The sequence below is a fragment of the Larsenimonas rhizosphaerae genome (assembly GCF_026240105.1).
GTDB classification, from domain to species: domain Bacteria; phylum Pseudomonadota; class Gammaproteobacteria; order Pseudomonadales; family Halomonadaceae; genus Larsenimonas; species Larsenimonas rhizosphaerae.
Map to the genome: position 1 here is coordinate 16,584 of NZ_JAPIVE010000002.1, position 26,946 is coordinate 43,529.

24 protein-coding genes and 1 riboswitch are annotated in these 26,946 nt (G+C 54.0%); of the genes, 4 read left to right on the forward strand and 20 right to left on the reverse strand.

The genetic code is table 11. The features are described 5' to 3' along the window. Positions 1-9: 9 nt before the first annotated feature. Positions 10-87: riboswitch (S-adenosyl-L-homocysteine riboswitch) on the reverse strand. Between the two features lie 180 nt (positions 88-267). From OQ287_RS06625 to OQ287_RS06640, 4 genes are all read right to left on the reverse strand, one after another. Next, positions 268-1,545 carry a cation:proton antiporter gene (locus OQ287_RS06625; RefSeq protein ID WP_265895924.1) on the reverse strand — a complete coding sequence of 426 codons (1,278 nt, stop codon included), beginning with the start codon at positions 1,543-1,545 and terminating at the stop codon, positions 268-270. Positions 1,546-1,550: 5 nt separating this feature from the next. Further along, on the reverse strand, positions 1,551-2,567 hold the full coding sequence (locus OQ287_RS06630) for a PTS transporter subunit IIC (RefSeq protein WP_265895925.1): 1,017 nt from the start codon (positions 2,565-2,567) through the stop codon (positions 1,551-1,553). 74 nt (positions 2,568-2,641) lie between these two features. Beyond that, entirely contained in the window at positions 2,642-3,862 is a 1,221-nt protein-coding gene (gene metK / locus OQ287_RS06635) for a methionine adenosyltransferase (RefSeq protein ID WP_265895926.1), read from the reverse strand. A gap of 113 nt (positions 3,863-3,975) precedes the next feature. Then, a complete protein-coding gene (locus OQ287_RS06640; RefSeq protein ID WP_250934673.1) occupies positions 3,976-6,234 on the reverse strand; it encodes a putative bifunctional diguanylate cyclase/phosphodiesterase in 2,259 nt (752 codons plus the stop codon). Between the two features lie 310 nt (positions 6,235-6,544). Here OQ287_RS06640 and tkt point away from each other — a divergent pair, with 310 nt between their 5' ends. Further along, a complete protein-coding gene (gene tkt / locus OQ287_RS06645) occupies positions 6,545-8,536 on the forward strand; it encodes a transketolase (protein ID WP_250934674.1) in 1,992 nt (663 codons plus the stop codon). A 57-nt stretch (positions 8,537-8,593) separates the two neighbouring features. Here the strand turns inward: tkt and OQ287_RS06650 are convergent, their stop codons facing one another. After that, positions 8,594-9,646: a class I fructose-bisphosphate aldolase gene (locus OQ287_RS06650; RefSeq protein WP_250934675.1), complete on the reverse strand. Its 1,053-nt coding sequence runs from the start codon at positions 9,644-9,646 to the stop codon at positions 8,594-8,596. Positions 9,647-9,974: 328 nt separating this feature from the next. On the opposite strand from OQ287_RS06650, the gene OQ287_RS06655 reads away from it, so the two are divergent. Together OQ287_RS06655 and OQ287_RS06660 are read left to right on the forward strand one after the other, a co-directional pair. Continuing rightward, positions 9,975-10,991 carry a type I glyceraldehyde-3-phosphate dehydrogenase gene (locus OQ287_RS06655; RefSeq protein WP_265895927.1) on the forward strand — a complete coding sequence of 339 codons (1,017 nt, stop codon included), beginning with the start codon at positions 9,975-9,977 and terminating at the stop codon, positions 10,989-10,991. A gap of 49 nt (positions 10,992-11,040) precedes the next feature. Continuing rightward, positions 11,041-12,207: a phosphoglycerate kinase gene (locus tag OQ287_RS06660; protein WP_250934677.1), complete on the forward strand. Its 1,167-nt coding sequence runs from the start codon at positions 11,041-11,043 to the stop codon at positions 12,205-12,207. A gap of 56 nt (positions 12,208-12,263) precedes the next feature. Here OQ287_RS06660 and OQ287_RS06665 read toward each other — a convergent pair whose 3' ends face one another. Beyond that, on the reverse strand, positions 12,264-12,443 hold the full coding sequence (locus tag OQ287_RS06665) for a hypothetical protein (protein ID WP_250934679.1): 180 nt from the start codon (positions 12,441-12,443) through the stop codon (positions 12,264-12,266). Between the two features lie 484 nt (positions 12,444-12,927). Beyond that, the gene (locus tag OQ287_RS06670; protein WP_265895929.1) at positions 12,928-14,553 is read right to left on the reverse strand and encodes a DNA ligase B; all 1,626 of its coding nucleotides are present in this window, start codon (positions 14,551-14,553) and stop codon (positions 12,928-12,930) included. Positions 14,554-14,625: 72 nt separating this feature from the next. Between OQ287_RS06670 and OQ287_RS06675 the strand changes: the two genes are divergently transcribed. Continuing rightward, complete coding sequence (locus OQ287_RS06675) at positions 14,626-14,925, forward strand: hypothetical protein (protein ID WP_265895930.1); 300 nt, start codon at positions 14,626-14,628, stop codon at positions 14,923-14,925. Positions 14,926-14,994: 69 nt separating this feature from the next. Here OQ287_RS06675 and OQ287_RS06680 read toward each other — a convergent pair whose 3' ends face one another. The 13 genes from OQ287_RS06680 to mnmG form a co-directional block, all read right to left on the reverse strand. Next, on the reverse strand, positions 14,995-15,414 hold the full coding sequence (locus OQ287_RS06680) for a F0F1 ATP synthase subunit epsilon (RefSeq protein WP_250934685.1): 420 nt from the start codon (positions 15,412-15,414) through the stop codon (positions 14,995-14,997). A 28-nt stretch (positions 15,415-15,442) separates the two neighbouring features. Then, the gene (atpD, locus tag OQ287_RS06685; protein ID WP_250934687.1) at positions 15,443-16,819 is read right to left on the reverse strand and encodes a F0F1 ATP synthase subunit beta; all 1,377 of its coding nucleotides are present in this window, start codon (positions 16,817-16,819) and stop codon (positions 15,443-15,445) included. A gap of 45 nt (positions 16,820-16,864) precedes the next feature. Next, on the reverse strand, positions 16,865-17,749 hold the full coding sequence (gene atpG / locus OQ287_RS06690) for a F0F1 ATP synthase subunit gamma (RefSeq protein WP_250937925.1): 885 nt from the start codon (positions 17,747-17,749) through the stop codon (positions 16,865-16,867). Positions 17,750-17,808: 59 nt separating this feature from the next. Further along, positions 17,809-19,353: a F0F1 ATP synthase subunit alpha gene (gene atpA, locus OQ287_RS06695; RefSeq protein WP_250934690.1), complete on the reverse strand. Its 1,545-nt coding sequence runs from the start codon at positions 19,351-19,353 to the stop codon at positions 17,809-17,811. Positions 19,354-19,369: 16 nt separating this feature from the next. Beyond that, positions 19,370-19,906 carry a F0F1 ATP synthase subunit delta gene (locus tag OQ287_RS06700; RefSeq protein WP_250934693.1) on the reverse strand — a complete coding sequence of 179 codons (537 nt, stop codon included), beginning with the start codon at positions 19,904-19,906 and terminating at the stop codon, positions 19,370-19,372. Positions 19,907-19,917: 11 nt separating this feature from the next. Continuing rightward, on the reverse strand, positions 19,918-20,388 hold the full coding sequence (locus OQ287_RS06705) for a F0F1 ATP synthase subunit B (protein ID WP_250934696.1): 471 nt from the start codon (positions 20,386-20,388) through the stop codon (positions 19,918-19,920). Positions 20,389-20,452: 64 nt separating this feature from the next. Beyond that, a complete protein-coding gene (gene atpE, locus OQ287_RS06710; RefSeq protein WP_250934698.1) occupies positions 20,453-20,701 on the reverse strand; it encodes a F0F1 ATP synthase subunit C in 249 nt (82 codons plus the stop codon). 70 nt (positions 20,702-20,771) lie between these two features. Beyond that, the gene (gene atpB, locus OQ287_RS06715; RefSeq protein ID WP_250934700.1) at positions 20,772-21,638 is read right to left on the reverse strand and encodes a F0F1 ATP synthase subunit A; all 867 of its coding nucleotides are present in this window, start codon (positions 21,636-21,638) and stop codon (positions 20,772-20,774) included. A gap of 25 nt (positions 21,639-21,663) precedes the next feature. Further along, a complete protein-coding gene (locus OQ287_RS06720; protein WP_265895934.1) occupies positions 21,664-22,053 on the reverse strand; it encodes an ATP synthase subunit I in 390 nt (129 codons plus the stop codon). 209 nt (positions 22,054-22,262) lie between these two features. After that, positions 22,263-23,207 carry a ParB/RepB/Spo0J family partition protein gene (locus tag OQ287_RS06725; protein ID WP_265895935.1) on the reverse strand — a complete coding sequence of 315 codons (945 nt, stop codon included), beginning with the start codon at positions 23,205-23,207 and terminating at the stop codon, positions 22,263-22,265. A 14-nt stretch (positions 23,208-23,221) separates the two neighbouring features. Beyond that, positions 23,222-23,992 (reverse strand): ParA family protein, encoded by a 771-nt coding sequence (locus OQ287_RS06730; protein WP_265895937.1) that lies wholly within the window; start codon positions 23,990-23,992, stop codon positions 23,222-23,224. A gap of 33 nt (positions 23,993-24,025) precedes the next feature. After that, positions 24,026-24,658, reverse strand: a complete 633-nt coding sequence (rsmG, locus tag OQ287_RS06735) for a 16S rRNA (guanine(527)-N(7))-methyltransferase RsmG (RefSeq protein WP_250934704.1) — start codon at positions 24,656-24,658, stop codon at positions 24,026-24,028. After that, positions 24,655-26,550 carry a tRNA uridine-5-carboxymethylaminomethyl(34) synthesis enzyme MnmG gene (mnmG, locus tag OQ287_RS06740; RefSeq protein ID WP_250934705.1) on the reverse strand — a complete coding sequence of 632 codons (1,896 nt, stop codon included), beginning with the start codon at positions 26,548-26,550 and terminating at the stop codon, positions 24,655-24,657. Before mnmG ends, rsmG begins: the two co-directional genes overlap by 4 nt. Positions 26,551-26,946: the final 396 nt, after the last annotated feature.

Genomic DNA, 26,946 nt, shown 5'->3' on the forward strand with positions numbered 1-26,946 from the left:
TCCATTCATATCGAATGGGCGCCGTTGACAGTGGTAGACGAACCTCTCGAGCCTCGCGGTTTGACCGCTGCAGCGCCCCTCGAGCGGTACAGAAAAAATCGTCCATTAATCAGGCATCTACTACCCGAACGGAACGAGATAACAGTATAACGAAGATCAATGATTTACCGAACCTTCCTGTACTTCTTCGGCCCGGACGGCAAGAAGTTTACGACACAAGGAAAGTACCGGGCAGCGGCGCTGTCACCACGCCGCATATCCTTGCACCTAGGAGTGATGTCTGGTGGTACCTGATGATTTGACTGAACCATCCTCTGGTAGAACAGCACTTACCAGCTTACCGATGGTAAGCCCCTGTACCAGTATCGAAAACAGGACAATGATATAGGTAATCACCACCAGCGATTCTCGGTAGGGGGTATCCGGCAGGCCCAGTGCCAGCGCTACGGAAATACCGCCACGCAGCCCGCCCCAGGTCAGCACACGTGTTGTCCCGGTACGAAAGGAATACCACCTCCGAAGAAGGGTAATCGGTACACCGATCGTGATGAAGCGAAACATCAGAATCAACAGGATCAACGGCATTGCGATCCAGATGTAATAACTGTTGAAAGGGATGATCAGCAGCTCAAGCCCGATCAATACAAACAGCACGGCATTAAGAATTTCATCGATCAATTCCCAGAACCCATCAACATAGCGGCGCGTGTTATCCGACATCGCCCCCACACGTGCCATGTTGCCGATGATCAGACCGGCAACCACCATTGCAATGGGGCCGGAGACGTGCAGAGTGGAAGCAAGTGCATACCCGCCAATGACCAGTGCCAGACTGAGCATGACCTCCACCTGATACTGATCGATGCTTTTCATCAGAAAATACACCAGCGCCCCCAGCGCTCCTCCCAGAACGACACCACCACCGGCCTCTTCCAGAAACAGAAGGCCAACGTGTGAGGGTGTCAGCGTATGAACACCGGCGGATGCTGCCCCCACCAGGGCTGTGAACACCACGACTGCGACACCATCGTTGAACAGGGACTCACCAACAATCTTGATCTCCATATCCTTCGGAGCGCCGGCATTTTGCATGATACCCAGCACTGCAATGGGATCCGTCGGAGCAATCAGGGCACCAAAGATCAGGCAATAGATATAAGGCACATCCATGCCGAACCAGCCAAACAGCCACCATGCGGCGCTGCCTACGGCGACAGTGGATAATATAACGCCGAACGTCGCCAGAAACCCGATGGAATAGCGATAACTCTTGAGCTCGTGGATATCCACGTGCAGTGCGCCTGCAAACAACAGAAAGGACAGCATGCCGTCCATCAACAGGGTGTTGAAGTTGATCTGCTCCAGCCAGTACTGGGCATGATCGGTCAATACGGTAACCCCCAGATGATTCAGGCCCACCAGCGTCAGCGACAGCACCAGCCCGATCACCATGACGCCAATCGTGGGTGGCAATCGTATAACCTTGTGGTTGAACCACAGGAACAACGCCGTAATCGTGATGAACAAGGCTGCAATATTAAGCATGTACGTTACTCGACGGACAGACGCAGATCACCGGGCTGGATCAACCCGCCGCGCTGCATGAAATGATGAATAATCCACGCCAGTATGGCCGGTGCCAGAATACACAGCACCGCAGTACCTGCCATCGATGTTGCGGAAAGCCCCATGGTCTGAAGCACCATGACAGGGCCGACCAGCCCACTGGTGCCCATTCCTGCGCCAGCAGCGTTACTGGTCAGTACCAGTACAGCAGTGGCCAAAGGAGCCAGAAGCGCTCCGGCAACGGTGGGCGGCACTAAAATCCAGGGGTTGCGAGCAATGTTGCCGATCAACAGCATGGAGGTACCAAGGCCGATGGCGATTGATGGACCAATGCCATTGTCCCGGTAGCCGGCGGCTGCAAATCCCATCATCTGTGCAGCACAGCCAACCGTCGCCGCTCCGGCGGCCAGACCGTTCAAATCCAGCATGATGGCGATGGCAGCACTCGAAATGGGAGCCGTGAGTGCCAGTCCCATGACCGTGGCGACCACTACCCCCATGATGATGGGGCGCAACTCCGTGGCCCAGCTGATGGTCTGCCCCAGTCCGGTCAGAGCGGCAGCCAGGGGGGGAGCAATGAGCTGAGCCACCAGATAACCGGTGCCGATAGTGACCAGAGGAGTCACCACGATATCCAGTGCTGTTTCCTTCGATATCAGCTTGCCGATTTCAACCGATACCAGCGTAGCCACCAGTGCACCTGCCGGCCCGCCGAGGCTCGCCCCTACCGTGCCCGATACCAGCGCGCTGTACAGCACCAGCGGTGGTGCCTTCAGCGCATTGGCCACGGCTACTCCGATGGCCGCGCCCATCAGGGACATGGCGGTCTGTCCCATATCGACCAGGGGAGCAACTCCCAGGGAGTTCCCCAGGGTTTTCAGTATCAAACCAATGATCAGTGAGGCAAAGAGCCCCAGCGCCATGTGGCTCAGGCAGGTAACGCCATAAAGTGACAGACTCGGGACGACCTGCTTGCGTCGGGCAAATTCCACCAGCGACACATCGCTATCCTCTTGTAGGTATAAACGCAAAAGAACCCGGCCGTGGCCGGGTTCCATCAAACTGACTGACAGGCTTACAGCCCGGCAGCAGCCTTGAGGTCATCCGCTCTATCGATCCTTTCCCAGGGGAAGGCCGTAAAGGTTTCTGTCTGCTGCTGCCCGTTGACGTCTGTCCAGGTATAGCTGTGTTCAAACGGCTCACGCCCGAAATGGCCATAGGATGCTGTCAGCTGATACATGGGATGCAGCAGGTCCAGCATGGTGGTAATGGCATAGGGACGCAGATCAAAATGCTCGCGTACCAGCTCAACGATACGAGCATCGCTGACCAGGCCGGTACCAAAGGTATTGATTGATACAGACGTTGGTTCAGCTACGCCGATGGCATAGGACACCTGAATTTCGCAGCGATCTGCCAGGCCGGCGGCCACAATGTTCTTGGCCACGTAGCGTCCCGCGTAAGCCGCGCTGCGGTCTACCTTCGATGGATCCTTGCCGGAAAATGCTCCGCCACCATGACGCGCCATGCCGCCATAGGTATCTACAATGATCTTGCGACCGGTAAGACCACAATCCCCTACCGGGCCACCAATAACGAACTGCCCGGTCGGGTTGATGTGAAACTCGGTACTGTCGGTGATCCAGTCAGCCGGCAGCACTTCACGGATGATCAACTCTTCCACCGCCTGACGCAGCTCGTCCTGAGAAACATTTTCGTCATGCTGTGTCGACAGAACAATGGCATCTATAGCAGCAGGCTTGCCATCATCACCATAGCGGAACGTAACCTGGCTTTTGGCATCCGGACGCAACCATGGCAGGGTGCCATTCTTGCGAAGCTCCGACTGACGCTCGACCAGGCGATGCGCATAATGGATTGGCGCGGGCATATAGGAGGGGGTTTCATTGGTAGCATAACCAAACATCAACCCCTGATCTCCTGCGCCCTGGTCTTCTGGACGAGTACGGTCCACGCCCTGAGCAATATCTACGCTCTGCTTGCCGATCAGGTTCAGTACACCACAGGTCGCACCATCAAAACCTACAGCCGATGACGTATAACCGATCTCGGAAATCACCCGGCGTACCAGATCTTCCAGATCAACCCAGGCATTCGTTGTAATTTCACCCGCCACGATGGCAACACCGGTTTTCACCAGTGTTTCACAAGCCACGCGGGCCTGCTTGTCACGCGCAATCAGTGCGTCCAGCACGGCATCCGAGATTTGATCGGCGATCTTGTCAGGGTGGCCTTCGGACACCGACTCAGAAGTAAACAGTGAGTATTCGCTCATGAAACGTCCTTGATCCTCACATCAATGCAATAACAGACCGCTGCGTCCGAAGACGGCACGGAACAGGCGGGGTGTAGAATGGCAAAAAGTGTACACGCTGACTGTAAGACTGCCTAGCTCGCCGACTGACTATCGTGCCAGTCGTGGTACCACTGCTCGAATGCCGGAACAGGCATGGGGGTGGCATACAAAAAGCCCTGAATATAATCAACACCAAGACTGCACAGCATATCGGCCTGTGCCTGGGTTTCTACACCTTCACCTACCACATCAATGCCCAGCCCCATGGCAAGGTTGACGATGGCGCCAACAATGGCCTGATCTCGCTCGTCATGGGCAATATCGTTGATAAAGGATCGATCGATCTTGATGGCATCCGTCGGGAAGTGCTTGAGGTAGGCCATGGAAGAATAGCCAGTACCGAAGTCATCAATGGAGAGATAAGTACCCAGTGCACGAAGCCGAGCCAGGGTATGGGCGGCACTGGCCGGGTCACGCATCATGACGGTTTCCGTCACTTCAAAGCCAAACCGTATTTCACGAGGATCAAAGGACAGCTGGTCGAGAATGCGCTCGATATGATCCAGAAGATTGGCTTGCGCCAGCTGACGTCCTGACAGGTTGACAGACAATGTCATTGGACTGTCCTGATCACCCAGCGATGACCAGAGACGCGCCTGACGGCAGGCCTGTTCGAGGACCCAGCTGCCAATAGGCACGATCAATCCGGATTCCTCGGCAACCGGAATAAAATCCTCCGGCATGATCAGCCCCTGTACAGGATGATTCCATCGCAGCAGGGCCTCGACAGATACAACTCTCCGACTGCCACAGGCGATCAATGGCTGATAGTAAAGCTCCAGCTGTCCTTGGGAAATCGCCTCGTGAAGATCACGCTCCATCATCATGCGCCGAGCCAGCCGGGAATTCATGTGATCATTGAATACTTCGAACGTGCCACGGCCCTTGCCCTTGGCTTCGTACATGGCCATGTCCGCCCATTTGAGCAAACCAACGGAAGTGCTTTCACACGTTGACAGCGCTACGCCAATGCTGCCCGAGACGAAAACATGGTCGTCGCCAAGATCCACCGGACTGTCAAAGCTCTTGAGAAGCTGCATCGCAAGATAGGAAGCTTCCCGCTCGCAGGTAAGCTCGGGACAAAGAACCACGAATTCGTCGCCGGAAAGACGGGCTACCAGGTTATCCGACCCTGCATTATTCTGAAGCCGTTCTGCCATGGTGCACAAAACAGTGTCACCGGCTTCATGCCCAAAGGTATCGTTGATGCGTTTAAAGCGATCAAGGTCAATAAACATCAGCCCTATGGGTGTGGACTGGGGGTCCTGTAGCACCTGATCCAGTAATTTAAGCAGCAGCCCCCGTCGTGGCAATCCTGTCAGTTCATCATAATCCGCACGTCGTTCAAGCTCGCTCTGGCGCTGCTTGCGTCCTGAAATATCGCGAATAAAGGCGTAGAACTCCCACTGCTGGTTATCCTGCAATGACCAGAGTGTCATCTCCAGCTGCAGTGTTCTGCCATCACGGTGCAGGCCGGGCATTTCCAGTTGCTTACCCAGCACAAGGCTTTTCCCCGTGCGTAAAAACCGTGCCATCCCGGCGTCGTGAGCCTCCCGATAGCTTGGCGGTACAATCAGCTCACTGACCGGGTGATGCATGGCTTCTTCTCGAGACCAGCCAAATAATGTCGCAGCAGCAATATTCCATGCGGTGACACAGCCCTCGCTGTCCATACCTATAAATCCGTCACCCGCGCTATCCAGAATCCGTTTGAGCTTTTGCTCACTTCGGGTGCGCTGCTGTTCATTCTCGCGGCACTCCAGGATGAAACCCAGCTGAATGCCAAACTGCTTCAGGAAAAAGGAATAATCCGACTCGGGCAGAACGGGATTGGCCCAGAAAAACTCCAGTATCAGTCGAACCTTGCGTCGGACAAGCACCGGCAGACAGGTGACATGATGGATACCATACTCGTTCAGGACATGATTTCGCTGGGCCAGTGCTTCTTTTTCAGAAAGGTCATTTTCTACCGGATACCGGTAGTACAGGGCTTCGTTAGGCGCACTATGCGGATCTGCCAGAGCACTTTCGACCGCATGTTTACAAAATTTTTCGAATTGCCCGGGCACCATTTCAACAGTACTGAACCACTGATCGCTGGAAACGAGCGCTTCACCGTTATCTTCAACCTTCCAGACATGACCGATGCCACGACCGGCCATGGTAATAAGGCGTGTCAGGACATCTTCCATGAAGGCATCTGTGCAGGGTGTATCTACTGCATCGTCAAGAAGTCGTGCAAGACAGGACTCCTCTGAAAAATCAGCGCTGTACGTTTCGACAATCGACATCGCTGGCCTCCCGTTCTAAACCCATTGCCTGGTCATGTATCTGGAACAACGCTGTCTGACCCGTTAAATGTATGCCCCAATCCTACAGGGTTTACTAATCCATATTAATAAAAATTAATTTCGGTTCGTGTAAGAAGGCCGGGTACGCTTTTACACAATACTGATCGCTGCCCACCCTGACGTGCACCGCATTGTAGCAATGACCTATCTCCACACCGTATGAGACGCTATTCTGTTGATCCAGCACGATTCATCCGAAAGCGGGAAGACACGTTTCCCTCGTTCTATCTTCTGCAGGAGCATTACCGATATGCCATCTCGCCGTCACCTAGCCAACGCCCTCCGTGCGCTGTCCATGGACGCCGTGCAGCAGGCCAATTCCGGTCACCCCGGCATGCCCATGGGCATGGCTGATATTGCCGAGGTACTCTGGAGAGATCACCTGAAGCACAACCCGGCCAACCCTGACTGGGAAGATCGGGATCGCTTTATTCTTTCCAATGGCCATGGCTCCATGCTGCACTACGCCCTGCTGCATTTGAGCGGTTATGACCTCCCCCTCGAGGAGATCAAGAACTTCCGCCAGCTGGGTTCCAAAACGCCAGGCCACCCGGAACACGGGTATACACCAGGCATCGAGACGACCACGGGTCCGCTGGGACAGGGACTGGCCAACGGTATTGGCATGGCCATCGCCGAAAAAACCCTGGCTGCTCAGTTCAACCGCGATGATTTCAATGTCATCGACCACCGTGTCTGGGTATTTGCCGGTGATGGCTGCCTGATGGAAGGGATCAGCCATGAAGCCTGCTCGTTGGCGGGCACGCTGGGTCTGGGCAATCTGGTCGTATTTTACGACGACAACGGTATTTCGATCGATGGCGAGGTTGAAGGCTGGTTTACCGACGATACCGCCGGGCGCTTCCGCGCCTATGGATGGCATGTCATTGATACTATCGACGGACATGATCGCGACCAGATCAATCAGGCCATCGAAGATGCCAAGCAGGTTACTGACAAACCCACTCTGGTCATCTGCAAGACCGTGATCGGTTTCGGCTCGCCCAACAAGGCCGGCAAGGAAGAGTCTCACGGTGCTGCCCTTGGTGATGATGAAGTAGCTGCTACCCGCAAACAACTCGGCTGGGAATACGGCCCATTTGAAATTCCTGATGACATCTACACCGCGTGGGATGCAAGGGAGCAGGGCAAGGCGCTTGAGCAGGCGCACAAGGAACAGATGGCTGCCTATGAAAAGGCACATCCGGAACTTGCTGCAGAACTTTCCCGTCGACAGAGTGGTCGCCTGCCGGATGACTTTGATGGTGATGCTCTGGTCAAGTCTGCTCAGGAAAAGCAGGAAAAAACTGCCTCGCGCAAGGCTTCTCAGGCAGTACTGAACGATCTGGGCCCGGGCCTTCCCGAGCTGCTGGGCGGCAGTGCGGACCTGGCACCATCCAACCTCACGCTATGGAGCGGTTCAAAGGCCATCACCCGCGACGACTTCAGCGGCAACTACCTGCACTATGGTGTTCGTGAGTTCGGAATGGGTGCCATTGCCAACGGCATTGCTACCCATGGCGGCTTTATTCCCTATGATGCTACCTTCCTGGTGTTCATGGAGTACATGCACAACGCTGTCCGCATGTCTGCGCTGTCTCATACACGTATTCTCCATGTGTTCACACACGACTCGATTGGCCTGGGTGAAGATGGTCCGACGCACCAGCCTGTCGAGCAACTGGCTGATCTGCGCAACCTGCCGGGCCTCCATACCTGGCGCCCCTGCGATGCCACCGAAACAGCAGCAGCCTGGGTAGAAGGGCTCAAGCGTGAAAAAGGCCCTACAGCACTTATTTTCTCACGTCAGAACCTGAATCCGCAGGCACGCAACGATGAACAGCTGGCCAACCTCCGTCGTGGTGGCTACATCCTCAAGGATGCAGACAATGGCAAGCCGGAATTGATCCTGATCTCTACAGGTTCGGAAGTCGGCATCACCATGGATGCAGCACAGGTTCTTGAAGACAAGGGCCATAAGGTACGTGTTGTTTCCATGCCCTGCACAACACTGTTTGATGAGCAGGACAATGCCTATCGCGACAGCGTCCTGCCAAGGAATGTGCGTGCACGTCTGGCGGTAGAAGCAGCCATCCCGTCGACCTGGTACAAGTATGTCGGTCTCGATGGCGATGTCATCGGCATGACGACCTATGGTGAATCAGGCAAGGCTGAAGATCTGTTCAAACACTTCGGCTTTACTGCAGAAAAGATCGTTGAACGGGCTGAAGCACTGCTTTGATTCCTGCTCACGAAAAAGCCCGGCCAATGGCCGGGCTTTTTTATCACTCGTTACCCATCAGGCAATCGTGACATCCTTCGACAGATAGACGTCCTGAATGGAGTTCAGCAATTGCACTCCTTCAGCAAACGGCTTCTGGAAGGCCTTGCGACCCGAGATAAGGCCCATGCCACCAGCACGCTTGTTGATGACCGCAGTGCGTACGGCTTCAGCCAGATCCGATTCGCCCTTGGAACCACCACCGGAATTGATCAATCCCGCACGCCCCATATAGGCATTGGCAACCTGATAGCGCGCAAGGTCAATCGGATGATCGGATGTCAGCTCGCTGTATACCTTGTCATGGGTATGGCCAAAACCGATCGCCTTGTAGCCACCATTGTTTTCAGGCAGCTTCTGCTTGACGATATCCGCCTTGATGGTCGCGGCAAGGTGTACTGCCTGGCTGGAAAGATCGGATGACACATGATAGTCCGTTCCGTCTTTCTTGAATGCCGGGTTACGCAGATAGGACCACAGCACCGTGACCATACCCAGCTGATGCGCACGCTCGAAGGCTTCGCTGATTTCGGTAATCTGACGACGACTTTCCGGCGAGCCGTAATAGATGGTGGCTCCCACCGCGACGCACCCCATGCGATGCGCCTGCTCTACCTGTGCAAACAGGGTCTGGTCATAAATGGCCGGATACGTCAGGGTCTCGTTGTGATTGAGCTTGACCATCATCGGAATACGATGCGCATAACGTCGAGCCACACTTGAAAGCACGCCCAGCGTGGAAGCTACGCAACTGCAGCCACCTTCAATAGCCAGCTCAACAATGTTCTTGGGATCAAAGTACATCGGATTCGGTGCAAAGGAAGCGCCACCCGAGTGTTCGATACCCTGATCAATCGGCAGCATGCTGACATAGCCGGTACCGCCCAGACGCCCGTTATCAAACAGCGCCTGCATATTACGCAGTACAAGCGGACTACGATCACTGTCGGTCATGACACGATCAACATAATCGCTGCCCGGCAGATACAGATCCTCTTTTTTGAACCCGGTGCAGGTATGGCTCAGCAAATGATCTGCTTCGTCACCCAACAGCTTCGCAATATCCGTCATTTATGCTACTCCTTGGCGTTTATGACAGGGAACATGTGACATGTGAAAAATCACGTTGTGACATGACCAACAGATCCGTGGGATCTGCCTCTTCTCTCGTTAATAGTTTTTTGATCCAGCAACGTCCATGCATTCCAGCATGGCGCATACCTTATAGGGTATCGGTGGCACCCTATCATGCCGGAGTGACCAATGGACGTGTCAGCCGTTTCAGTTTATACAAAAGTAGCATAAGGCTGACATCAATATCAGGAATTCCTCATGACAGTGGAGATGGTTTCTACGCTACCATGGGCCCCTGAACACATGACCTTTAACTGTAGAGTCCATGAGCTATCGAATTGCCATCAATGGGTATGGTCGTATCGGGCGCTGTGTATTGCGCGCCATCACCGAGCGTCGATTGAATGACGAGCTACAGGTCGTGGCCATCAATGACCTTGCTGCGCCAGATACGCTGGCCTACCTGACACGACTGGATTCTACTCATGGCCGTTTCCCGGGCAACGTGCATCTCGAGGGAGATCAATTGCTGATCGATGATAACCCTCCCATCACGCTGTTGCGTGAGCCCTCTGTCACGCTACTCCCATGGTCCAGTCTGGGGATTGATATGGTGTTCGATTGTTCGGGTCATTCCGGCACACGTGCCTATGCCGAACAGCACCTGCAGGCAGGCGCCTCACGGTTTCTGTTTTCTCATCCGGCTCGAGACGATGTGGATGCCACCATCATTGATGGTGTCAACCATGACGCTCTGAATCCCAGGTACACCATCATTTCGGCAGGCTCCTGTACTACCAATGCACTGGTACCAGTGTTGACCGAGCTGGATAACGCATTCGGCGTAACCTACGGCGTTACTACCACCCTGCACTCGGCCATGAACGATCAACCCGTAATTGATGCGGCCCATCCGGACGACCTTCGCCTGGCTCGCTCTGCCATGAGCTCGATGATTCCCGTGACCACCAGCCTCAAGACCGGTATTTCAAGATTGATGCCCCATCTTGAAGACCGCTTTGAATGTCTGCACGTTCGCGTTCCCACCATTAATGTATCAATGATGGATATTTCACTGACACTGAATACCCCGGTTACCGTGGATCAGGTCAATCACCGTCTGGCAGAGGCGGCTCGCACCCACCTTGATGGAAAACTAGGCTTTACTGCTGATCCCATGGTATCCATTGATTTCAATCATGACTCTCATTCATCCATTCTGGATGCCACCCAGACACGTGTTGCAGGTCGGCATCTCGTGAAACTGGTGTGCTGGTTTGATAATGAATGGGGCTATACCAATCGTATGATCGATGTGGCCAGGCGCTGGCTATCGGCTTGATAACCTCGAAGTCATCCGACTTCATGCAATTTACAAGGAGCATGCTGTTATGAACGTTCGTACCATGTCAGAACTGGACCTGGCCGATAAGCGAGTACTTGTACGCCAGGACCTTAACGTTCCTGTCAAGGATGGCAGAGTAACCTCGGATGCCAGGATCAGGGCATGCCTGCCAACCATCAAGGCGGCACTTGAACAAAAGGCCCGTCTGATGCTGATGAGCCATCTGGGTCGTCCTGTCGAGGGTGAACCGGACGATGAATTTTCGATGGCGCCAGTAGCCAACCGCTTGAGTGAACTGCTGGGGATTACCGTTCGGGTAGAGAAGGACTATCTGGACGGTCGCATGCTGGAGATCGAGCCCGGCGAAGTGGTGCTGCTCGAAAATGTTCGTTTCAACAAGGGTGAAAAGAAAGACGACGAGTCCCTATCCAGGGCATACGCTTCCTTGTGCGATATTTATGTCATGGATGCCTTCGGTACGGCTCACCGGGCTCAGGCATCAACCCATGGAGTGGCTCGCTATGCTGAAACGGCCTGCGCAGGGCCTCTGCTGGCCGGCGAACTGGATGCACTAGAGAAGGCGCTTTCCAAACCTGATCGCCCTCTGGTGGCCATCGTAGGTGGCTCCAAGGTCTCTACCAAGCTGGAAGTGCTCAACGCCCTGTCAGAAAAGTGTGACCAGTTGATCGTCGGTGGCGGAATTGCCAATACGTTCATCGCCGCCGCGGGTTACAACGTAGGCAAGTCATTGTATGAGGCAGACCTGGTTGATCAGGCCAAAACCCTGATGGAAAAGGTCAATGTCCCTCTTCCGGAAGATGTGGTGGTAGCTACTGAATTTTCGGAAAATGCCGAGGCGACAGTCAAGTCACTCAAAGACATCAATTCAGATGACATGATCCTTGATGTGGGCCCTAAAACAGCCGCCAGCTTTGCTGCAAGCCTCAAACAGGCCGGAACCATTTTGTGGAACGGACCGGTGGGTGTTTTCGAAATCGATCAATTTGGTAATGGCACCAAGGCAATGGCACACGCAATCGCCGAAAGTGATGCATTCTCCATCGCTGGAGGCGGTGATACCCTGGCGGCCATCGACAAGTACGATGTTGCCCATGATATTTCCTATATCTCTACTGGCGGGGGAGCATTTCTGGAGTACGTAGAAGGCAAGACGCTTCCGGCCGTTCAGGCGCTCAGGGACGCTTCATGCTGAAAGCTGTTCATGAAAAACGGGCCGATTGGCCCGTTTTTTATATCAGCTCCACAGAATCAGGCAGCATCGCGATGGTTCGGGAACTGGAATTCATTTGCACTGCCATCCTGTGACGTCGTAAAGGCATATGCCAATTTTTCTTCGCGCTCACTGGCTCGGCCGGAGACCATCATGGCACCTGCCATGAAGAGGATGAGAAGGGCGTAAAGGGCGCCGCCAACGATCAATAATGTCATAGTATTTCTCCTCAGCCAGCTAGTTTGGCTATTGAATAGGGGAGCCACCGCTTTCTCGATCAAAGTTGCCAGTCACTCGGTTCAAATGAACCAGTTACTTGCTGAACAACCCCGCCTGAGGAGATCCTCATTGCCTGATCCAGGAGCAAGCTGTCACACAGGAATAACGGCATTCTTGCCAAAGGGTTTAACGACCCTTGTTACCTGCTTATGGCTCTATCATGGCAAAAGCATGACTACATACCGCCCTACTTTAGTCTCCGGATACATAAAAATACATTGTACGTTAGTATGGTAAAAGTACTAACTTAAAGTAACATTGTACCAGAACCATCATGACACTAGCTTAGAACAATCCATAAAACCATTAAAATCAATGCCTTGAAAACAAAAAAATCCCAATAAACAAGGATGAACCACCAGAAAAAAGCTTTGACCAGGGATATTTACACTGAAGCCTGAAAACGTACTGTAACAAAAAACCTCAATCCAACCAGCCATTTACCAGCCTTTCTCCCTCCCCATCGTTCATGAATGCCCTCAAAATGCTGCTTTGACTACCTTTTTCCTGGTAGTTAATAACATTCTTTAATATGTTTTTTCGATTCATTTTCAGGCTCTTCATTCTGAAATACTTATATTCCGAGGCTGATATGGTTCCAAGTGCCTTCAACCACATCAATAGTGTTGTCTTTTCTGCCTGCCGAAAAGCCTGAGACAGTGATGTTGACAGGCCCGGACTGATTCCCGCCGCCAGCAATTGATCCTCCCGAAGGTGTCGCCAGTCATCCAGCCGGTGAATCACGCCCGAATGGACAAGGCGTGTCCAGCTATGGCGTCCTATTCCACGTATGGCGAGCCCGCTGGAGGATGACATCCACACCAGACGAGCAATGAATTGCTGTTGACATTCATCAGTCAATACAAGGCAACTCAACCGGTTATAAGCCTCTGGATCAGGCAGCGATAAGGGCCTTGCCCCAGTAGCCGCTATCAGACGCTGGTCAATAACAGGAATAGCCGCACCGGCAAGGCGTATACGCACGATATCTCCTGGAATGATCCCAAGACGCTTCAGTGTATTGAGGGAACCAAGGGAAATACGACGTACAGTACGATCATCGATTACTACGGGGGCAACTTCCAGAACCGGTGTAATACGACCGGTCCGACCGATGGAAAAGTGGACATCAATCACGCGACTGACACCCGTCAGAGCCGGATATTTCCAGGCAACCGCAGGCTCTTCCACCTGAGGATCAGACGCGTGAATTACCACACCGTCCGTGGCGAAGGGCAAGGGTGATTCAAACCATTGTGCTCGCCATTGCTGGATGTCATCCACCGAGTTCACCACATGGCTGAACTGTTCCACGGTTGAAAATCCCCACCTGCCCAGCTGCGCAAGGCGTGCATCGAAAAGCTCGTCACTGACATAGCGCCAGGCAAAAAAACCGATACGACTCCGGAGTGCAGTTTCAAGGACACGCCTATTCATCCATCCTGCGATATCATGACGAGCACCTCTGCTTCCTTCCTGTTGAACATGATTTTCTCGACGTGCATACAACTCTCCCTGCACCACCACGGTTGCCGAAAAGGGCGGGGAAAGCTTCATGGGAAGACCGGCAATACCGTTTATTTTTTCAGACCAGTCCTGCCCGTACTGCCCATCACCACGACTGATGGCCTGTACAAGCTCGCCTGATCGATATACCAGTGTAACGGCCACACCATCCACCTTGGGCTGAATATGAAACTTCGGCGTGTCGAGGCGTGAAAGCCACTGACGTAATTCCTCCCTGCTAGAAAGTTTCCTGAGCCCGAGCTGCGGATAGGGATGATGAAGGCGTTGCTCTGGCAGCGGGTAGGCGGGCGCGGGTGACAGATGATGATTAGCCTGGCACCGCGCCAGTAGTGCACGACTACTGTCGTAGATACCATCACTCACGAGACGAGTGCCTTCCTGATAATACGCTGTATCCCACACGGCAATCTGCGCTTCAAGCGCTGCTGCTTCAGTAGCATCACAATGGCCCGAATCAGATGCGGCCAGCGCAAGGCTCGAGAAAATCCACCATACTGGCAGGGTGAGAAAACAAAGGCGCATAAATCAGTCTTCAAGGAATTTTCTGACTTATCGGCGCATCATGGTTTAATTGAATATCAAAGGAGCACAGGGATGTCTGCACGCCAGATTCAATGGGATACCCCCCAGCAGGAAAGCGTTCGTGAACACTACGACGATTTATATTTTTTGAAGAAGGCACCGGAAGCAGGAAGCATCATCACGACTCGCTACAAGGGCCATGACGTACGTTTGAAAGTACTGGAGCGCGCCGATGGTAAAACCTCCATCGCCGAGGTAATCGGTATCGGTGCCAGCGGTCCCGATGAACAGACGCTGGATCTTGGCAAGGGTGATACCGTTCTGGTACCTGATGATAAACGGGCATTTGTCGTCAATGATGATGATGATTAATCATCCCATACGAAAAAACGGCTTCCCAAGGGAAGCCGTTTTAGTTTGTGTGCCACACTACTGCTGTTACTAGCGACGACGTTTGAGCTGATGAAGCGTTCTGAGCCGCGCACTGGCCTCGGCAAACTGCGCCAGGGCAATGGAGTGCTGCTCGGCCGATTCATGCTGCTCCAGCTCACGCTGAGCTTCCTGACGTGCCTGCTCGGCTTCAGCTTCATCAATATCACGAGCGCGCTGAGCAGTGTCTGCCAGCAGGGACACAATATCCGGCTGAATTTCGAGAAAGCCTCCGGAGACATAAAAAATGTCTTCATGGCCTTCTTCAGTGACGATACGTACAGGACCCGGCGCCAGTGCGGTCAACAGTGGCGCGTGACCCGCACGAATGCCGAGATCGCCTTCAGTACCCGCCGCTACAACCAGCTCGACCTCACCGGAAAAGATACTTTTCTCGGCGCTAACGATATCGCAGTGGATCTTCGATGCCATGGTGATGTCCTCTCCGCCAGGCGCTGGCTTACTTCATGTTTTTGGCTTTCTCGATGGCTTCATCGATAGTACCAACCATGTAGAACGCCTGCTCAGGCATGCTGTCATAGTCGCCATCAAGGATGCCCTGGAAGCCACGAATCGTTTCCTTCAGGGAAACATACTTGCCTGGCGCACCGGTAAATACCTCGGCCACGAAGAACGGCTGTGACAAAAAGCGCTGAATCTTACGCGCACGTGCCACCAGCTGCTTGTCTTCGTCAGACAGCTCATCCATCCCCAGGATGGCAATAATGTCCTTCAGCTCCTTATAACGCTGAAGTACGTTCTGTACCTGACGGGCGATATTATAGTGCTCTTCGCCTACTACCAATGGATCCAGCTGACGAGACGTGGAATCAAGCGGATCAACGGCAGGGTAAATACCAAGTTCAGCGATCTGACGCGACAGAACGACAGTGGCGTCAAGGTGGGCAAACGTGGTGGCCGGAGACGGGTCGGTCAAGTCATCTGCCGGAACATATACCGCCTGTACGGAGGTAATGGATCCGGTTTTTGTTGACGTAATACGTTCCTGAAGCTGGCCCATTTCCTCTGCCAGAGTGGGCTGATAACCTACTGCAGACGGCATACGGCCAAGCAGTGCAGATACTTCGGTACCCGCCAGGGTGTAACGATAGATGTTGTCAACGAACAGCAGTACGTCGCGACCTTCATCACGGAATTTTTCCGCAACGGTCAGGCCTGTCAGTGCAACACGCAGACGGTTACCCGGCGGCTCGTTCATCTGACCGTAAACCAGCGATACCTTGTCGATAACGTTGGACTCGGTCATTTCATGATAGAAGTCGTTACCTTCACGAGTACGCTCACCTACACCGGCAAATACGGAATAACCGCTGTGCTCGATGGCGATGTTACGAATAAGCTCCATCATGTTGACGGTCTTGCCTACACCGGCGCCGCCGAACAGGCCGACCTTGCCACCCTTGGCAAACGGGCAGACCAGATCGATGACCTTGATCCCTGTTTCCAGAAGCTCGCTGGAAGAAGACTGATCCGCATAGCTGGGTGCTGCACGGTGGATCGGCATCCGCTCGTCTTCACCGATTTCGCCGGCTTCGTCGATGGGCTGACCCAGCACGTTCATGATACGGCCCAGCGTTTTCAGGCCGACCGGCACTGAAATGGGAGCACCTGTATTGGCAACCTCGAGACCCCGCTTGAGGCCCTCGGTAGATCCCATCGCAATGGTACGAACAATGCCGTCGCCCAATTGCTGCTGTACTTCCAGAATGGTGTCGCTGTTGACGACTTCGAGTGCGTCATAAACCTTGGGTACATTGTCCCTCGGAAACTCGACGTCAATCACCGCACCGATGATTTGTACGATACGTCCGTTCATCCTGTTTCCTCTTAAACCTGCTAAAAAACCTGTTCACTCAACCTGTTAAACGGCAGCTGCTCCGCTGACGATCTCGGAAATTTCCTGAGTAATAGCCGCCTGACGGGCCTTGTTATACTCAAGTTGCAGCTCGTCGATCATATTGCCGGCATTATCCGTCGCATTTTTCATTGCAATCATGCGTGCGGCCTGCTCACAGGCAATGTTTTCGACCACGGCCTGGTAGACCTGAGATTCGACATAGCGTACGAGCAGTGTATCGAGCAACGCTTTCGCGTCCGGCTCGTAGAGGTAATCCCACGGAGCACTGCTCGACGGATCGGTGGTCTGATCCTTCGCGGGCTCGTCCACCGTAAGAGGCAACAACTGACGGACGATCGGTGTTTGAGTCATTGTGTTGACAAACTCGTTGCACACCACGTTAAGGCGGTCGAGTTCACCATTATCAAATGCATCCAGCATGACCTTCACGCTGCCGATCAGATCCTGGGTTACAGGCGCATCGCCAATTCCGGATTTGGCAGCCAGCAGCTCGCTGGAACCGTATTTACGGAAGAAAACGCTGCCCTTGGAACCGATAGCACAAAAACGAACCTCAGCCCCCTGATCACGCCACTGCTTCGCGTCACGCATGACACTTTTGAACAGATTGACGTTCAAGCCACCGCACAGTCCACGATCGGACGTGACGACAATATAGCCCACACGCTTTACGTCACGCGGTTGCATATAAGGATGGCGATACTCGGGGTTGGCCTTGGATACGTGTCCGACTACCTTGCGAATCTGACGAGCATAAGGCTGGCTGGCTGCCATGCGGTCCTGCGCCCGACGCATCTTGGATGCAGCCACCATTTCCATGGCGCTGGTAATCTTCTGCGTGTTCTTGACGCTCCCGATCTGGGACTTAATCTCTTTTCCGGCTGCCATAGCGATATCCTGTTCGAGCAACTCAAGGTAGAGCCTGCGGAGCAGGCTCTACCACGGCATCAATAGCTTTGAGTCGACTTGAAGGTTTCGACGCCTGATTTCAGGCCCTGCTGGATTCCGTCATCGTAGCCGCCTTTCTCATCAATGCGCGCCAGCAGTTCAGACTGCTCGGAGTGCATGTACTCGATGAGGGCACGTTCGAAATCCAGAACCTTATCGACCGGAACGTCGTTCAGGTAGCCTTCGTTAGCCGCATAAAGGGAAACAGCCATCTCTGATACGGACATCGGAGAGTATTGTTTCTGCTTCATCAGTTCGGTAACGCGCTGCCCGTGTTCAAGCTGTTTACGGGTTGCTTCATCAAGGTCGGATGCAAACTGGGAGAAGGCTGCCAGTTCACGATACTGTGCCAGGGCAAGACGAACACCGCCGCCCAGCTTCTTGATGATCTTGGTCTGCGCAGAACCACCTACACGTGAAACCGACAGACCAGCATTGATGGCAGGACGGATACCGGAGTTGAAGAGGTTGGTTTCCAGAAAGATCTGACCGTCAGTGATAGAGATCACGTTGGTAGGAACAAATGCGGAAACGTCACCACCTTGTGTTTCAATGATCGGCAGTGCCGTCAGTGAACCGGTTTTACCCTTCACTTCACCATTGGTGAACTTCTCGACATAGTCTTCGTTGACACGTGCAGCACGCTCAAGCAGACGGGAGTGGAGATAGAACACGTCACCCGGATAGGCTTCACGGCCAGGCGGACGCTTGAGAAGCAGGGAAATCTGACGATATGCCCAGGCCTGCTTGGTCAGGTCATCGTAAACGATCAGGCTGTCTTCACCGCGGTCGCGGAAATATTCGCCCATGGTGCAACCGGCATACGGTGCCAGAAACTGCATGGCAGCAGGATCGGCAGCACCAGCTACAACCACGATGGTATGTTCCATCGCACCATGCTCTTCGAGCTTGCGAACGATGTTGGCAATAGTGGACTGTTTCTGGCCTATGGCGACATAGACACAGGTAATGCCCTTGCCTTTCTGGTTGATAATGGCATCGATGGCGATCGCGGACTTGCCGATCTGACGGTCACCGATGATCAGCTCACGCTGACCACGACCGATAGGCACCATCGCATCGATCGCCTTGAGCCCGGTCTGTACCGGCTGGTCAACGCCCTGACGGGTGATAACCCCCGGAGCAACCTTTTCAACCGCATCGGTTTCAGTCGTTTTAAGGTCACCCTTGCCATCGACTGGATTACCCAGGGCATCCACAACGCGCCCCACCAGTTCCTTGCCGACCGGGACTTCAAGAATACGGCCGGTGCACTTGCCGGTCATGCCTTCCTGAAGGCTCAGATAGTTCCCCAGAACCACGACACCTACGCTGTCGCGTTCAAGGTTAAGCGCCATGCCAAAAACATCGCCCGGGAATTCAATCATTTCCCCGAACATGACGTCGTTGAGGCCGTGCATCTGAATGATGCCGTCGGCCACACTGACGATGGTGCCCTCGTTACGTGCTTCAGCATCAACATCAAGTTTTTCAATACGATTCTTGATGACGTCGCTGATTTCAGAAGGATTCAGTTGCTGCATGCCATGTCCCTCGGTCTCAGATATTCAAGGCGCTGGCCAGCTTTGCCAGTCGACCACGCAGGGAACCATCGATCACGGTATCTCCTGCATGAATCACGGCACCGGCCAGCAGCGACTTGTCCACCCGAGTAGTAATAGAGATTTCGCGGTCAAGACGCTTTTTAAGTGCGTCTGCCAGCGTGTTCTGTTGCTCGTCGTCCAGCGGATAGGCCGAAACAATAACGACGTCCGTACGTTTCTCGAACCCGGCGCGTTCTTCCTCGAACAGCTCAGCCACTTCCGGCAGCAGGAGCAGACGATTCTGATCTCCCAGTACACGGATAAAGTTCTGACCATGCTTGTCCAGGGCGTCGCCGCAGACGTCGATCAGAAGGGTGGCCTTGTCCTTGCGAGACCTGCGCGGGTCGGAAAGCACCTCACGCATCCGCTTGTCCAGAGACACACGGGCCGCAGTGGCCAGCATGGCTGACCACTGATCAAGCTGTGAGGATTCCCGCGCCAGATCAAAGGAGGCCTTGGCATAGGGACGAGCAAGTTGTGACGTATCAGCCATGGGGCTTCCCCTCAGAGTTCAGCCGCGAGCTTGTCCAGCAATTCGCGATGCGCCTGTTCGTCGACAGAAGCCTCAAGAACACGCTCTGCACCGACAATCGCCAGTGTAGAGACCTGTGCACGCAGTTGTTCCTTGGCACGATTGACTTCCTGCTCGATCTCGGTGCGAGCATTGGCAATCATCCGCTCGCCTTCAGCACGCGCATCATCACGTGCTTCCTCAATCATCTGATTGGAACGGCTGCGCGCCTGTTCCAGAAGCCGGGCAGACTCATCGCGACTTTCACGCAATGTTTTTTCAGCCTGCCGGCTGGCCTCGTCCAGCTCCTGCTGAGCGCGGCTGGCTGCATCCAGGCCATCGGCAATTTTCTTCTGACGCTCATGAAGGGCTTGAATGACCGGAGGCCAAACGTACTTCATGCAGAACCAGACGAAAACGGCGAAGGCGATGGACTGACCAATAATGGTTAGGTTCAGATTCACGCCAGTACCTCTCGCTTCGTTTTGGGGGTGGTTAACATTCCGATGGCCTCAGGCCTCGGCGACATTAGCCCACAAACGGGTTAGCGAAGGTGAAGAACAGACCGATACCTACGCCGATCATGGCAACGGCATCCAGCAGGCCCGCCACGATGAACATTTTGACCTGCAGCTGCGGGATCATTTCCGGCTGACGTGCCGCGCCTTCAAGGAACTTGCCGCCCAGCAGACCAAAACCGATAGCGGTGCCAAGGGCGCCGAGACCGATCAGCAGGGATACGGCAATAGCAGTCATACCGAGAATTAAAGGATCCATGGTTACTCTCCCAGATTGTGCATCAAGTAGTGGTTAGGGTTGGTTAAGGGTCAAGGGTATCCGATCAGCATCAGTGATCTTCACTGGCCTGACTGAGATAAACAATCGTCAGCATCATGAAGATAAAGGCTTGCAACACGATGATCAGGATGTGGAACGTCGCCCAGGCGAAGTGCAGTGGCAGCTGCCACAGCCCAAGCAGGGCAATCAGAATGAAAATAAGCTCACCGGCATACAGGTTACCGAACAAACGCAATGCGAGTGATACGGGCTTGGCCAGCAGGGTTACCAGCTCGAGCAACAGGTTGACCGGGATAAGGATCGCCTGAATCAGCATGTTGGAGCTGGAGAACGGATGGAGCGTGAGCTCACCGATAAAGCCGGAGAACCCTTTCATTTTGATGGAATAGAACAGAATCAGCGCAAAAACGCTCAACGACAGGCCAAAGGTGGCATTGATGTCAGTGGTCGGCACGATGCGGAAGAACACGTGATGCGGGTCGGCACCGAAAAAGTCTACGCCAATGCGCTTGGCAAGTTCCGGCACCCAGTCCACTGGCACCAGATCCAGCATGTTCATCAGGAAGATCCAGCAGAAAATGGTCAGCGACAGCGGGGCGATCAGCTTGCTCTTGCCGTGGAACGTTTCCTTGACGGAGCTGTCTACGAATTCAACGATCATTTCGACGAAGTTCTGCAGGCCACTCGGAACACCGGTAGTGGCTGAGCGTGCCACCTTCCTGAACACGAAAAGGAAAAGAACGCCACAGGCAATGGACCATCCCATGGTATCAAGGTGAATCGCCCAGAACCCCATATCCGCCGCTTCTGCTGCATTATGCGCCAGCGACAGACCGTTTTCGGGGTGGTACCCGAAGGTCAGGTTTTGAAGGTGGTGCTGAATATATTCCGATGAAGTCGGAGTGTTGCCTGCCATAACTCTGCCTCGGTTCCTTGGGCGACTAGGGACGCTTTACCAGCAATGGACTCAGCCAGTGAACGCACAGTGCCGCCACGTAAGCGCCAAAAAAATAAGCTGGGTTTGAAGGAGGCACTGCGACGAAGATCACGAGGAACAACGCCACCGTCAAACCAAACTTTCCGGCTTCAGCCCGGTAAAACCCGGTAATGATCTGCTGGGCATGCCGTGCTCCCTGAACGATAAAGGCGCGCCATGCAAAATACAGATTGGGCAGAAGGCAGACGATCCCTCCCTTGAGGGAAGATACCGCACCCTCGATGCCGTGAAGGCATCCGCCGACCAGTATCATGACCATGACCACCAGTGCCTGTACTGCCAGCAAACGAAAGACAACAGGGCGTTTGATTGCTGCGGGGGTATGGTTTGTCATGTTACCAGTCGCACGTCCCAGGTTACTTGCATCTGTCGGGCTGTTGCCCGGCAGACAAAGCTCGGCGGATTATAAGAGAGCACTGCATGTGCTTCAATGTAAAAGCAGTCAAATATCGTGATTTTTCACCTGATTGCCACTAAAGTGCCGACATTACGCAGCAATTTACAGCCAACGCGTAATGTCAATTAAACCGCACTTAATCCGCATCATTTTATGTGCGACAAAATGCCATCCAGCTCATCCAGACTGGTATAGCGAATGGTCAGCCTTCCCTTGCCAGCCTTGCCGTGTGCAATCTTGACGGCGGCTCCCAACAATTCGCCCAGTTGAGTCTCTAGATGGGCGACATCGGTATTTTCAGAATGTATTGATGACTTGCTGCTTTCGGCCTGCCCTGCCTGTACACGCTTGACCAGCTCCTCGGTTTGCCGAACGGTCAGTTCCCGGGATACCACATCTCGTGCGGTATGACGCTGCTTCAAGCCTTTAAGCGCCAGCAGCGCACGCGCATGCCCCATATCGAGATCACCACGCTCCAGCAGGGTTTGCACTTCATCATCAAGCGCCAGCAGACGAAGCAGATTGGCGACCTGCGCTCTGGAGCGCCCCACCGCGTTGGCGGCCTGTTGCTGCGTCAGGTCAAATTCATCAATCAAGCGTTTCAACGCCAGTGCCTCTTCAATGACGCTAAGATTTTCACGCTGAATATTTTCGATCAACGACATCGCCAGTGCCGTCTCATCATCCATGGTGCGGACGATGGCAGGAATGGTCGTCAGCTCCGCCAGCTGGGCAGCGCGCCAACGGCGCTCGCCAGCAATGATTTCATAGGAAACCGGACCGCGGTCGCTGACCGGCCGGACGACGATTGGCTGCATGACTCCCTGAGCACGGATCGAACCAGCCAGTTCCTCAAGACGCTCAGGTTGCATATCGCGACGAGGCTGGTACTTGCCGCGTCGCAACTGATGCAGTGGCAATGCCAGCAGCGCTTCATCGACTGACTCGGGTTGCTCGCATGACTCAACGGGATCGAGCGTCGAAATATCACTTTCTGCAGGTGACAAGGGTGCCTGAAGCTGTGAACGCTGCCTGGCGCCAGCTCCGATCAATGCATCCAATCCTCGTCCTAAAGCACGCTTGCGCGTCATGGTATTTCCTCACATTACAGCGACAGACGGCGGCTCAATTCCTTGGCCAAAACTCTGTAGGCATGACTTCCCCGAGACAGTCTGGCGTAGCTTGTAACCGGCAGACCATGGCTTGGGGCTTCAGCAACGCGGACATTGCGTGGAATCACGGTTTTAAGCAGCACATCGCCAAAATAATCGGACAGCTGCTTACTGACATCACGCGTCAGACTGTTGCGATTATCAAACATGGTACGAACAATGCCGTAGACCTCAAGGTCCGGATTCACACTGTCACGGATCTGTTCTACCGTATCCAGCAGCGCTGACAGCCCTTCCAACGCATAGAACTCGCACTGCAGGGGGATAAGCACACCATGGGAAGCGGTAAGCGCATTGACGGTCAGCATGTTCAATGATGGCGGGCAGTCAATCAATATGACATCAAACTGGTCTGCAACGGCACCAAGGGCAGTATCAAGGCAACGCTCACGACCATCTCGCTCGAGCAGGTCAACTTCGGCCGCGGTAAGATCACCATTGCCAGGCAGTACGGTATAGCCTGCCGCCGGCGCGAAGACCATGACCTCTTCTGCGCGCCGTTCACCAAGCAGGACGTCCAGTACACTGCCCTGTTCAAGCGTATGCTTATCGATGCCGCTGCCCATGGTGGCATGGCCCTGAGGGTCAAGATCCACCAGCAATACGCGTTTTTTCAGGCCCGCCAGGCCTGCTGCCAGATTGACAGCGGTGGTAGTCTTGCCAACACCGCCTTTCTGGTTGGTCAGGGCGATAATCCGGGTCACGATTACATTCCTTTAGCCAAACATGTCATGGCGCTAGAGAGCTGTTTTCCGAACACGCACCAAATGGCGTTGCCCGGTTTCCCCCGGCACATTCAGGGGCACACTATCGTGCGCCTGAACCCCTGAAGGCAGAGTGGTGTCTTCTGTATCAAGCCGCCCCTTCATGGCCAGCCATTCGCCCCCCTGAGCCAGAAATGGCTGACTCAGCTCTACAAAATCCGTCAGGGAGGAAAAGGCACGGCTTACAATCTGTTCAAACGGCCGTGGCGGATTGAAGGCCTCGATGCGGGTGTGCACCGGCACGGCGTTGTCGATACCCAGCGCCAGGCAGGCATGCTGCTGAAAGCGGACCTTCTTGCCATTGCTGTCCACCAGAGTTACCTGAAGCTCCGGGTTTACCATGGCCAGCACCAGTCCAGGCAAGCCGGCGCCAGCTCCGATATCAAGCAGGCAAGGGCCAGTCACCCAGGGCATGATACTTAAACTGTCCAGCACGTGCCGCGAAACCATCTGTTCCGGGTCGCGAACGGCGGTGAGGTTATAAGCCTTGTTCCACTTGTGCAACAAGGCGACATAATCCAGTAATCGCTGTTGCGTCGTACTGGAAAGTGGCAGCGCCATGGCTGCCAGTCCGTTTTCAAGAATTTGTTCGCAACGCGGTGTCATGCCGAATCAGCACTCTTCAGGTGAGTGGCAAGACCATGCTTTTTAAGATAAATCAGCAAAAGCGATACTGCTGCCGGGGTAACACCGGAAATTCGTCCGGCCTGAGCCAGGGTTTCGGGGCGTGCGGCTGCCAGCTTCTGTCGAATTTCATTCGACAGCCCCTCTATACGACTGTAATCAAGTGATGCCGGCAGGGCCATTGCTTCGTGGCGACGCAGCTTGTCAATATCCTGCTGCTGCCGCTCGATGTAGCCCTGATACTTGGCCTGGATCTGTACCTGTTCAATGACGTCTGGATTATCAATCCCGCCTTCTGCAAGAGGCGCTATATCGTCATAAGTCAGTTCCGGGCGTCGCAGCAGGTCAAGCAAACGATATTCCCGTCCGAGCGGGCCGGTCTTGTCCTTGAGCCGATCAGCCTCTGGTGATCCCGGTTGTATCCAGGTAGATGCCAGCCGCTGACTTTCCTGCTCCATCATCGTGCGTTTTTCATCGAATGCCTTGAAGCGAGCGTCATCCACTACGCCAAGTTCGCGCCCTACAGGAGTCAGCCTCAGATCAGCATTGTCTTCCCTCAGCAGCAACCGATATTCCGCGCGCGAGGTAAACATTCGATAGGGTTCCTGCGTTCCCATTCGGATCAGATCATCCACCATAACGCCGATGTAGGCTTCATCGCGCCGTGGGCACCAGCTCTCGAGCGATTTGGCACGACGAGCAGCGTTAAGTCCGGCAAGCAGCCCCTGGGCTCCGGCTTCTTCGTACCCTGTTGTGCCATTGATCTGTCCGGCAAAAAACAGGTTATGAATGAACCTGGTTTCCAGTGAGTGCTTCAGATCTCGGGGATCGAAGAAATCATACTCAATGGCATAACCCGGCCGGGTTATGTGCGCCTTCTCAAGGCCCTTGATGGAACGAACCAGGGAGAGCTGGATATCAAACGGCAATGATGTGGAAATGCCGTTGGGATAGAGCTCATGAGTATCAAGCCCTTCGGGCTCGAGAAATATCTGGTGGCTGTTCTTGTCGGCAAAACGATGAATCTTGTCTTCGATGGAAGGGCAGTATCGTGGCCCTATACCATCGATTACGCCTGAATACATCGGGGAACGATCAAGGTTATTGCGGATGATGTCATGCGTTTGTTCATTGGTATGCGCGATATGGCAGCTCACCTGAGCAGGATGCATGTTGCGGTGTCCCAGATAGGACATGACCGGCAGTGGTGTATCGCCAGGCTGTTCCGTCAATTCCGAGAAATCAACGCTTCTGGCATCGATTCTGGGAGGTGTTCCTGTCTTGAGACGACCGACATGGAAAGGCAGCTCACGTAACCGTTGTGCCAGCGCATTGGCCGGAGGATCTCCTGCCCTGCCACCGGTCTGTTTTTCAAGGCCGATATGAATGATTCCGCCCAGAAACGTACCGGTACACAGCACGACTGTCTCGCCGAAAAACCGAATACCGCTGCTTGTGACAACACCACGAACCGTATCGTTATCGACGATCAAATCGTCGGCGGCCTGCTGGAACAACGTCAGATTGGGCTGGTTTTCAAGAATGGATCGAATGGCTGCCTTGTAGCGTACCCGATCAGCCTGTGCCCGTGTTGCCCGTACAGCAGGCCCCTTGCGAGCGTTGAGTACTCGAAACTGAATACCACCCTGGTCCGTTGCCAGTGCCATGGCGCCACCCAGTGCGTCAATTTCCTTGACAAGGTGACTCTTGCCGATCCCGCCAATGGCAGGATTACACGACATCTGACCAAGTGTCTCGATGTTGTGTGTCAGCAGCAGGGTTTGGCATCCCATGCGAGCGGCGGCAAGTGCGGCTTCGGTTCCAGCATGGCCACCGCCGATGATGATGACATCAAAGCGGTCCGGATAATTCACGGCGTGACCTCGTTACGTCAGGAGGTGAAGAAGTGATCTTTGAATTCCGCGCAGTATAACGTGCCTGTGAGTAACCGTCAGTGTTTTCCACACCTTGGTCTTTTCAGGTCTTTAATTAAATATAAAGAATTTATTTAAAGAATTTTTGTAGTGGTTGTGATTATTGTGTACGCCACTTTCTGTGGATAAGGCATTTTTCCCGCTTTAGAACAAAACAGTGTCGTGTTCACAATTACAGTGACATACGGTTGAAAAGCTGGGTGGGGAGGTCTGACAGTATGTGGATAACATGAGCGTTCATCCACAGGGCGGATTATCCCTGATTTATCAACGCCCGCATACCGTAGCTGTAAGCCTGGTTATCAATAGGTGAAATGGCATGCAGCTATCCTCTGC

Bases quoted from the DNA above. Each gene is read 5' to 3' on its own strand.
- atpB (WP_250934700.1), bottom strand. From the start codon at position 21,638: ATGGCAGGCAACACTCCGACTTCATCGGAATATATTCAGCACCACCTT.
- OQ287_RS06660 (WP_250934677.1), top strand. From the start codon at position 11,041: ATGAACGTTCGTACCATGTCAGAACTGGACCTGGCCGATAAGCGAGTA.
- OQ287_RS06680 (WP_250934685.1), bottom strand. From the start codon at position 15,414: ATGGCATCGAAGATCCACTGCGATATCGTTAGCGCCGAGAAAAGTATC.
- rsmG (WP_250934704.1), bottom strand. From the start codon at position 24,658: ATGACACCGCGTTGCGAACAAATTCTTGAAAACGGACTGGCAGCCATG.
- OQ287_RS06700 (WP_250934693.1), bottom strand. From the start codon at position 19,906: ATGGCTGATACGTCACAACTTGCTCGTCCCTATGCCAAGGCCTCCTTT.
- OQ287_RS06720 (WP_265895934.1), bottom strand. From the start codon at position 22,053: ATGACAAACCATACCCCCGCAGCAATCAAACGCCCTGTTGTCTTTCGT.
- OQ287_RS06665 (WP_250934679.1), bottom strand. From the start codon at position 12,443: ATGACATTATTGATCGTTGGCGGCGCCCTTTACGCCCTTCTCATCCTC.
- OQ287_RS06650 (WP_250934675.1), bottom strand. From the start codon at position 9,646: ATGACGGATATTGCGAAGCTGTTGGGTGACGAAGCAGATCATTTGCTG.
- OQ287_RS06675 (WP_265895930.1), top strand. From the start codon at position 14,626: ATGTCTGCACGCCAGATTCAATGGGATACCCCCCAGCAGGAAAGCGTT.
- atpD (WP_250934687.1), bottom strand. From the start codon at position 16,819: ATGAACGGACGTATCGTACAAATCATCGGTGCGGTGATTGACGTCGAG.
- OQ287_RS06625 (WP_265895924.1), bottom strand. From the start codon at position 1,545: ATGCTTAATATTGCAGCCTTGTTCATCACGATTACGGCGTTGTTCCTG.
- OQ287_RS06670 (WP_265895929.1), bottom strand. From the start codon at position 14,553: ATGCGCCTTTGTTTTCTCACCCTGCCAGTATGGTGGATTTTCTCGAGC.
- metK (WP_265895926.1), bottom strand. From the start codon at position 3,862: ATGAGCGAATACTCACTGTTTACTTCTGAGTCGGTGTCCGAAGGCCAC.
- atpG (WP_250937925.1), bottom strand. From the start codon at position 17,749: ATGGCAGCCGGAAAAGAGATTAAGTCCCAGATCGGGAGCGTCAAGAAC.
- OQ287_RS06640 (WP_250934673.1), bottom strand. From the start codon at position 6,234: ATGTCGATTGTCGAAACGTACAGCGCTGATTTTTCAGAGGAGTCCTGT.
- atpE (WP_250934698.1), bottom strand. From the start codon at position 20,701: ATGGATCCTTTAATTCTCGGTATGACTGCTATTGCCGTATCCCTGCTG.
- tkt (WP_250934674.1), top strand. From the start codon at position 6,545: ATGCCATCTCGCCGTCACCTAGCCAACGCCCTCCGTGCGCTGTCCATG.
- OQ287_RS06725 (WP_265895935.1), bottom strand. From the start codon at position 23,207: ATGACGCGCAAGCGTGCTTTAGGACGAGGATTGGATGCATTGATCGGA.
- OQ287_RS06655 (WP_265895927.1), top strand. From the start codon at position 9,975: ATGAGCTATCGAATTGCCATCAATGGGTATGGTCGTATCGGGCGCTGT.
- atpA (WP_250934690.1), bottom strand. From the start codon at position 19,353: ATGCAGCAACTGAATCCTTCTGAAATCAGCGACGTCATCAAGAATCGT.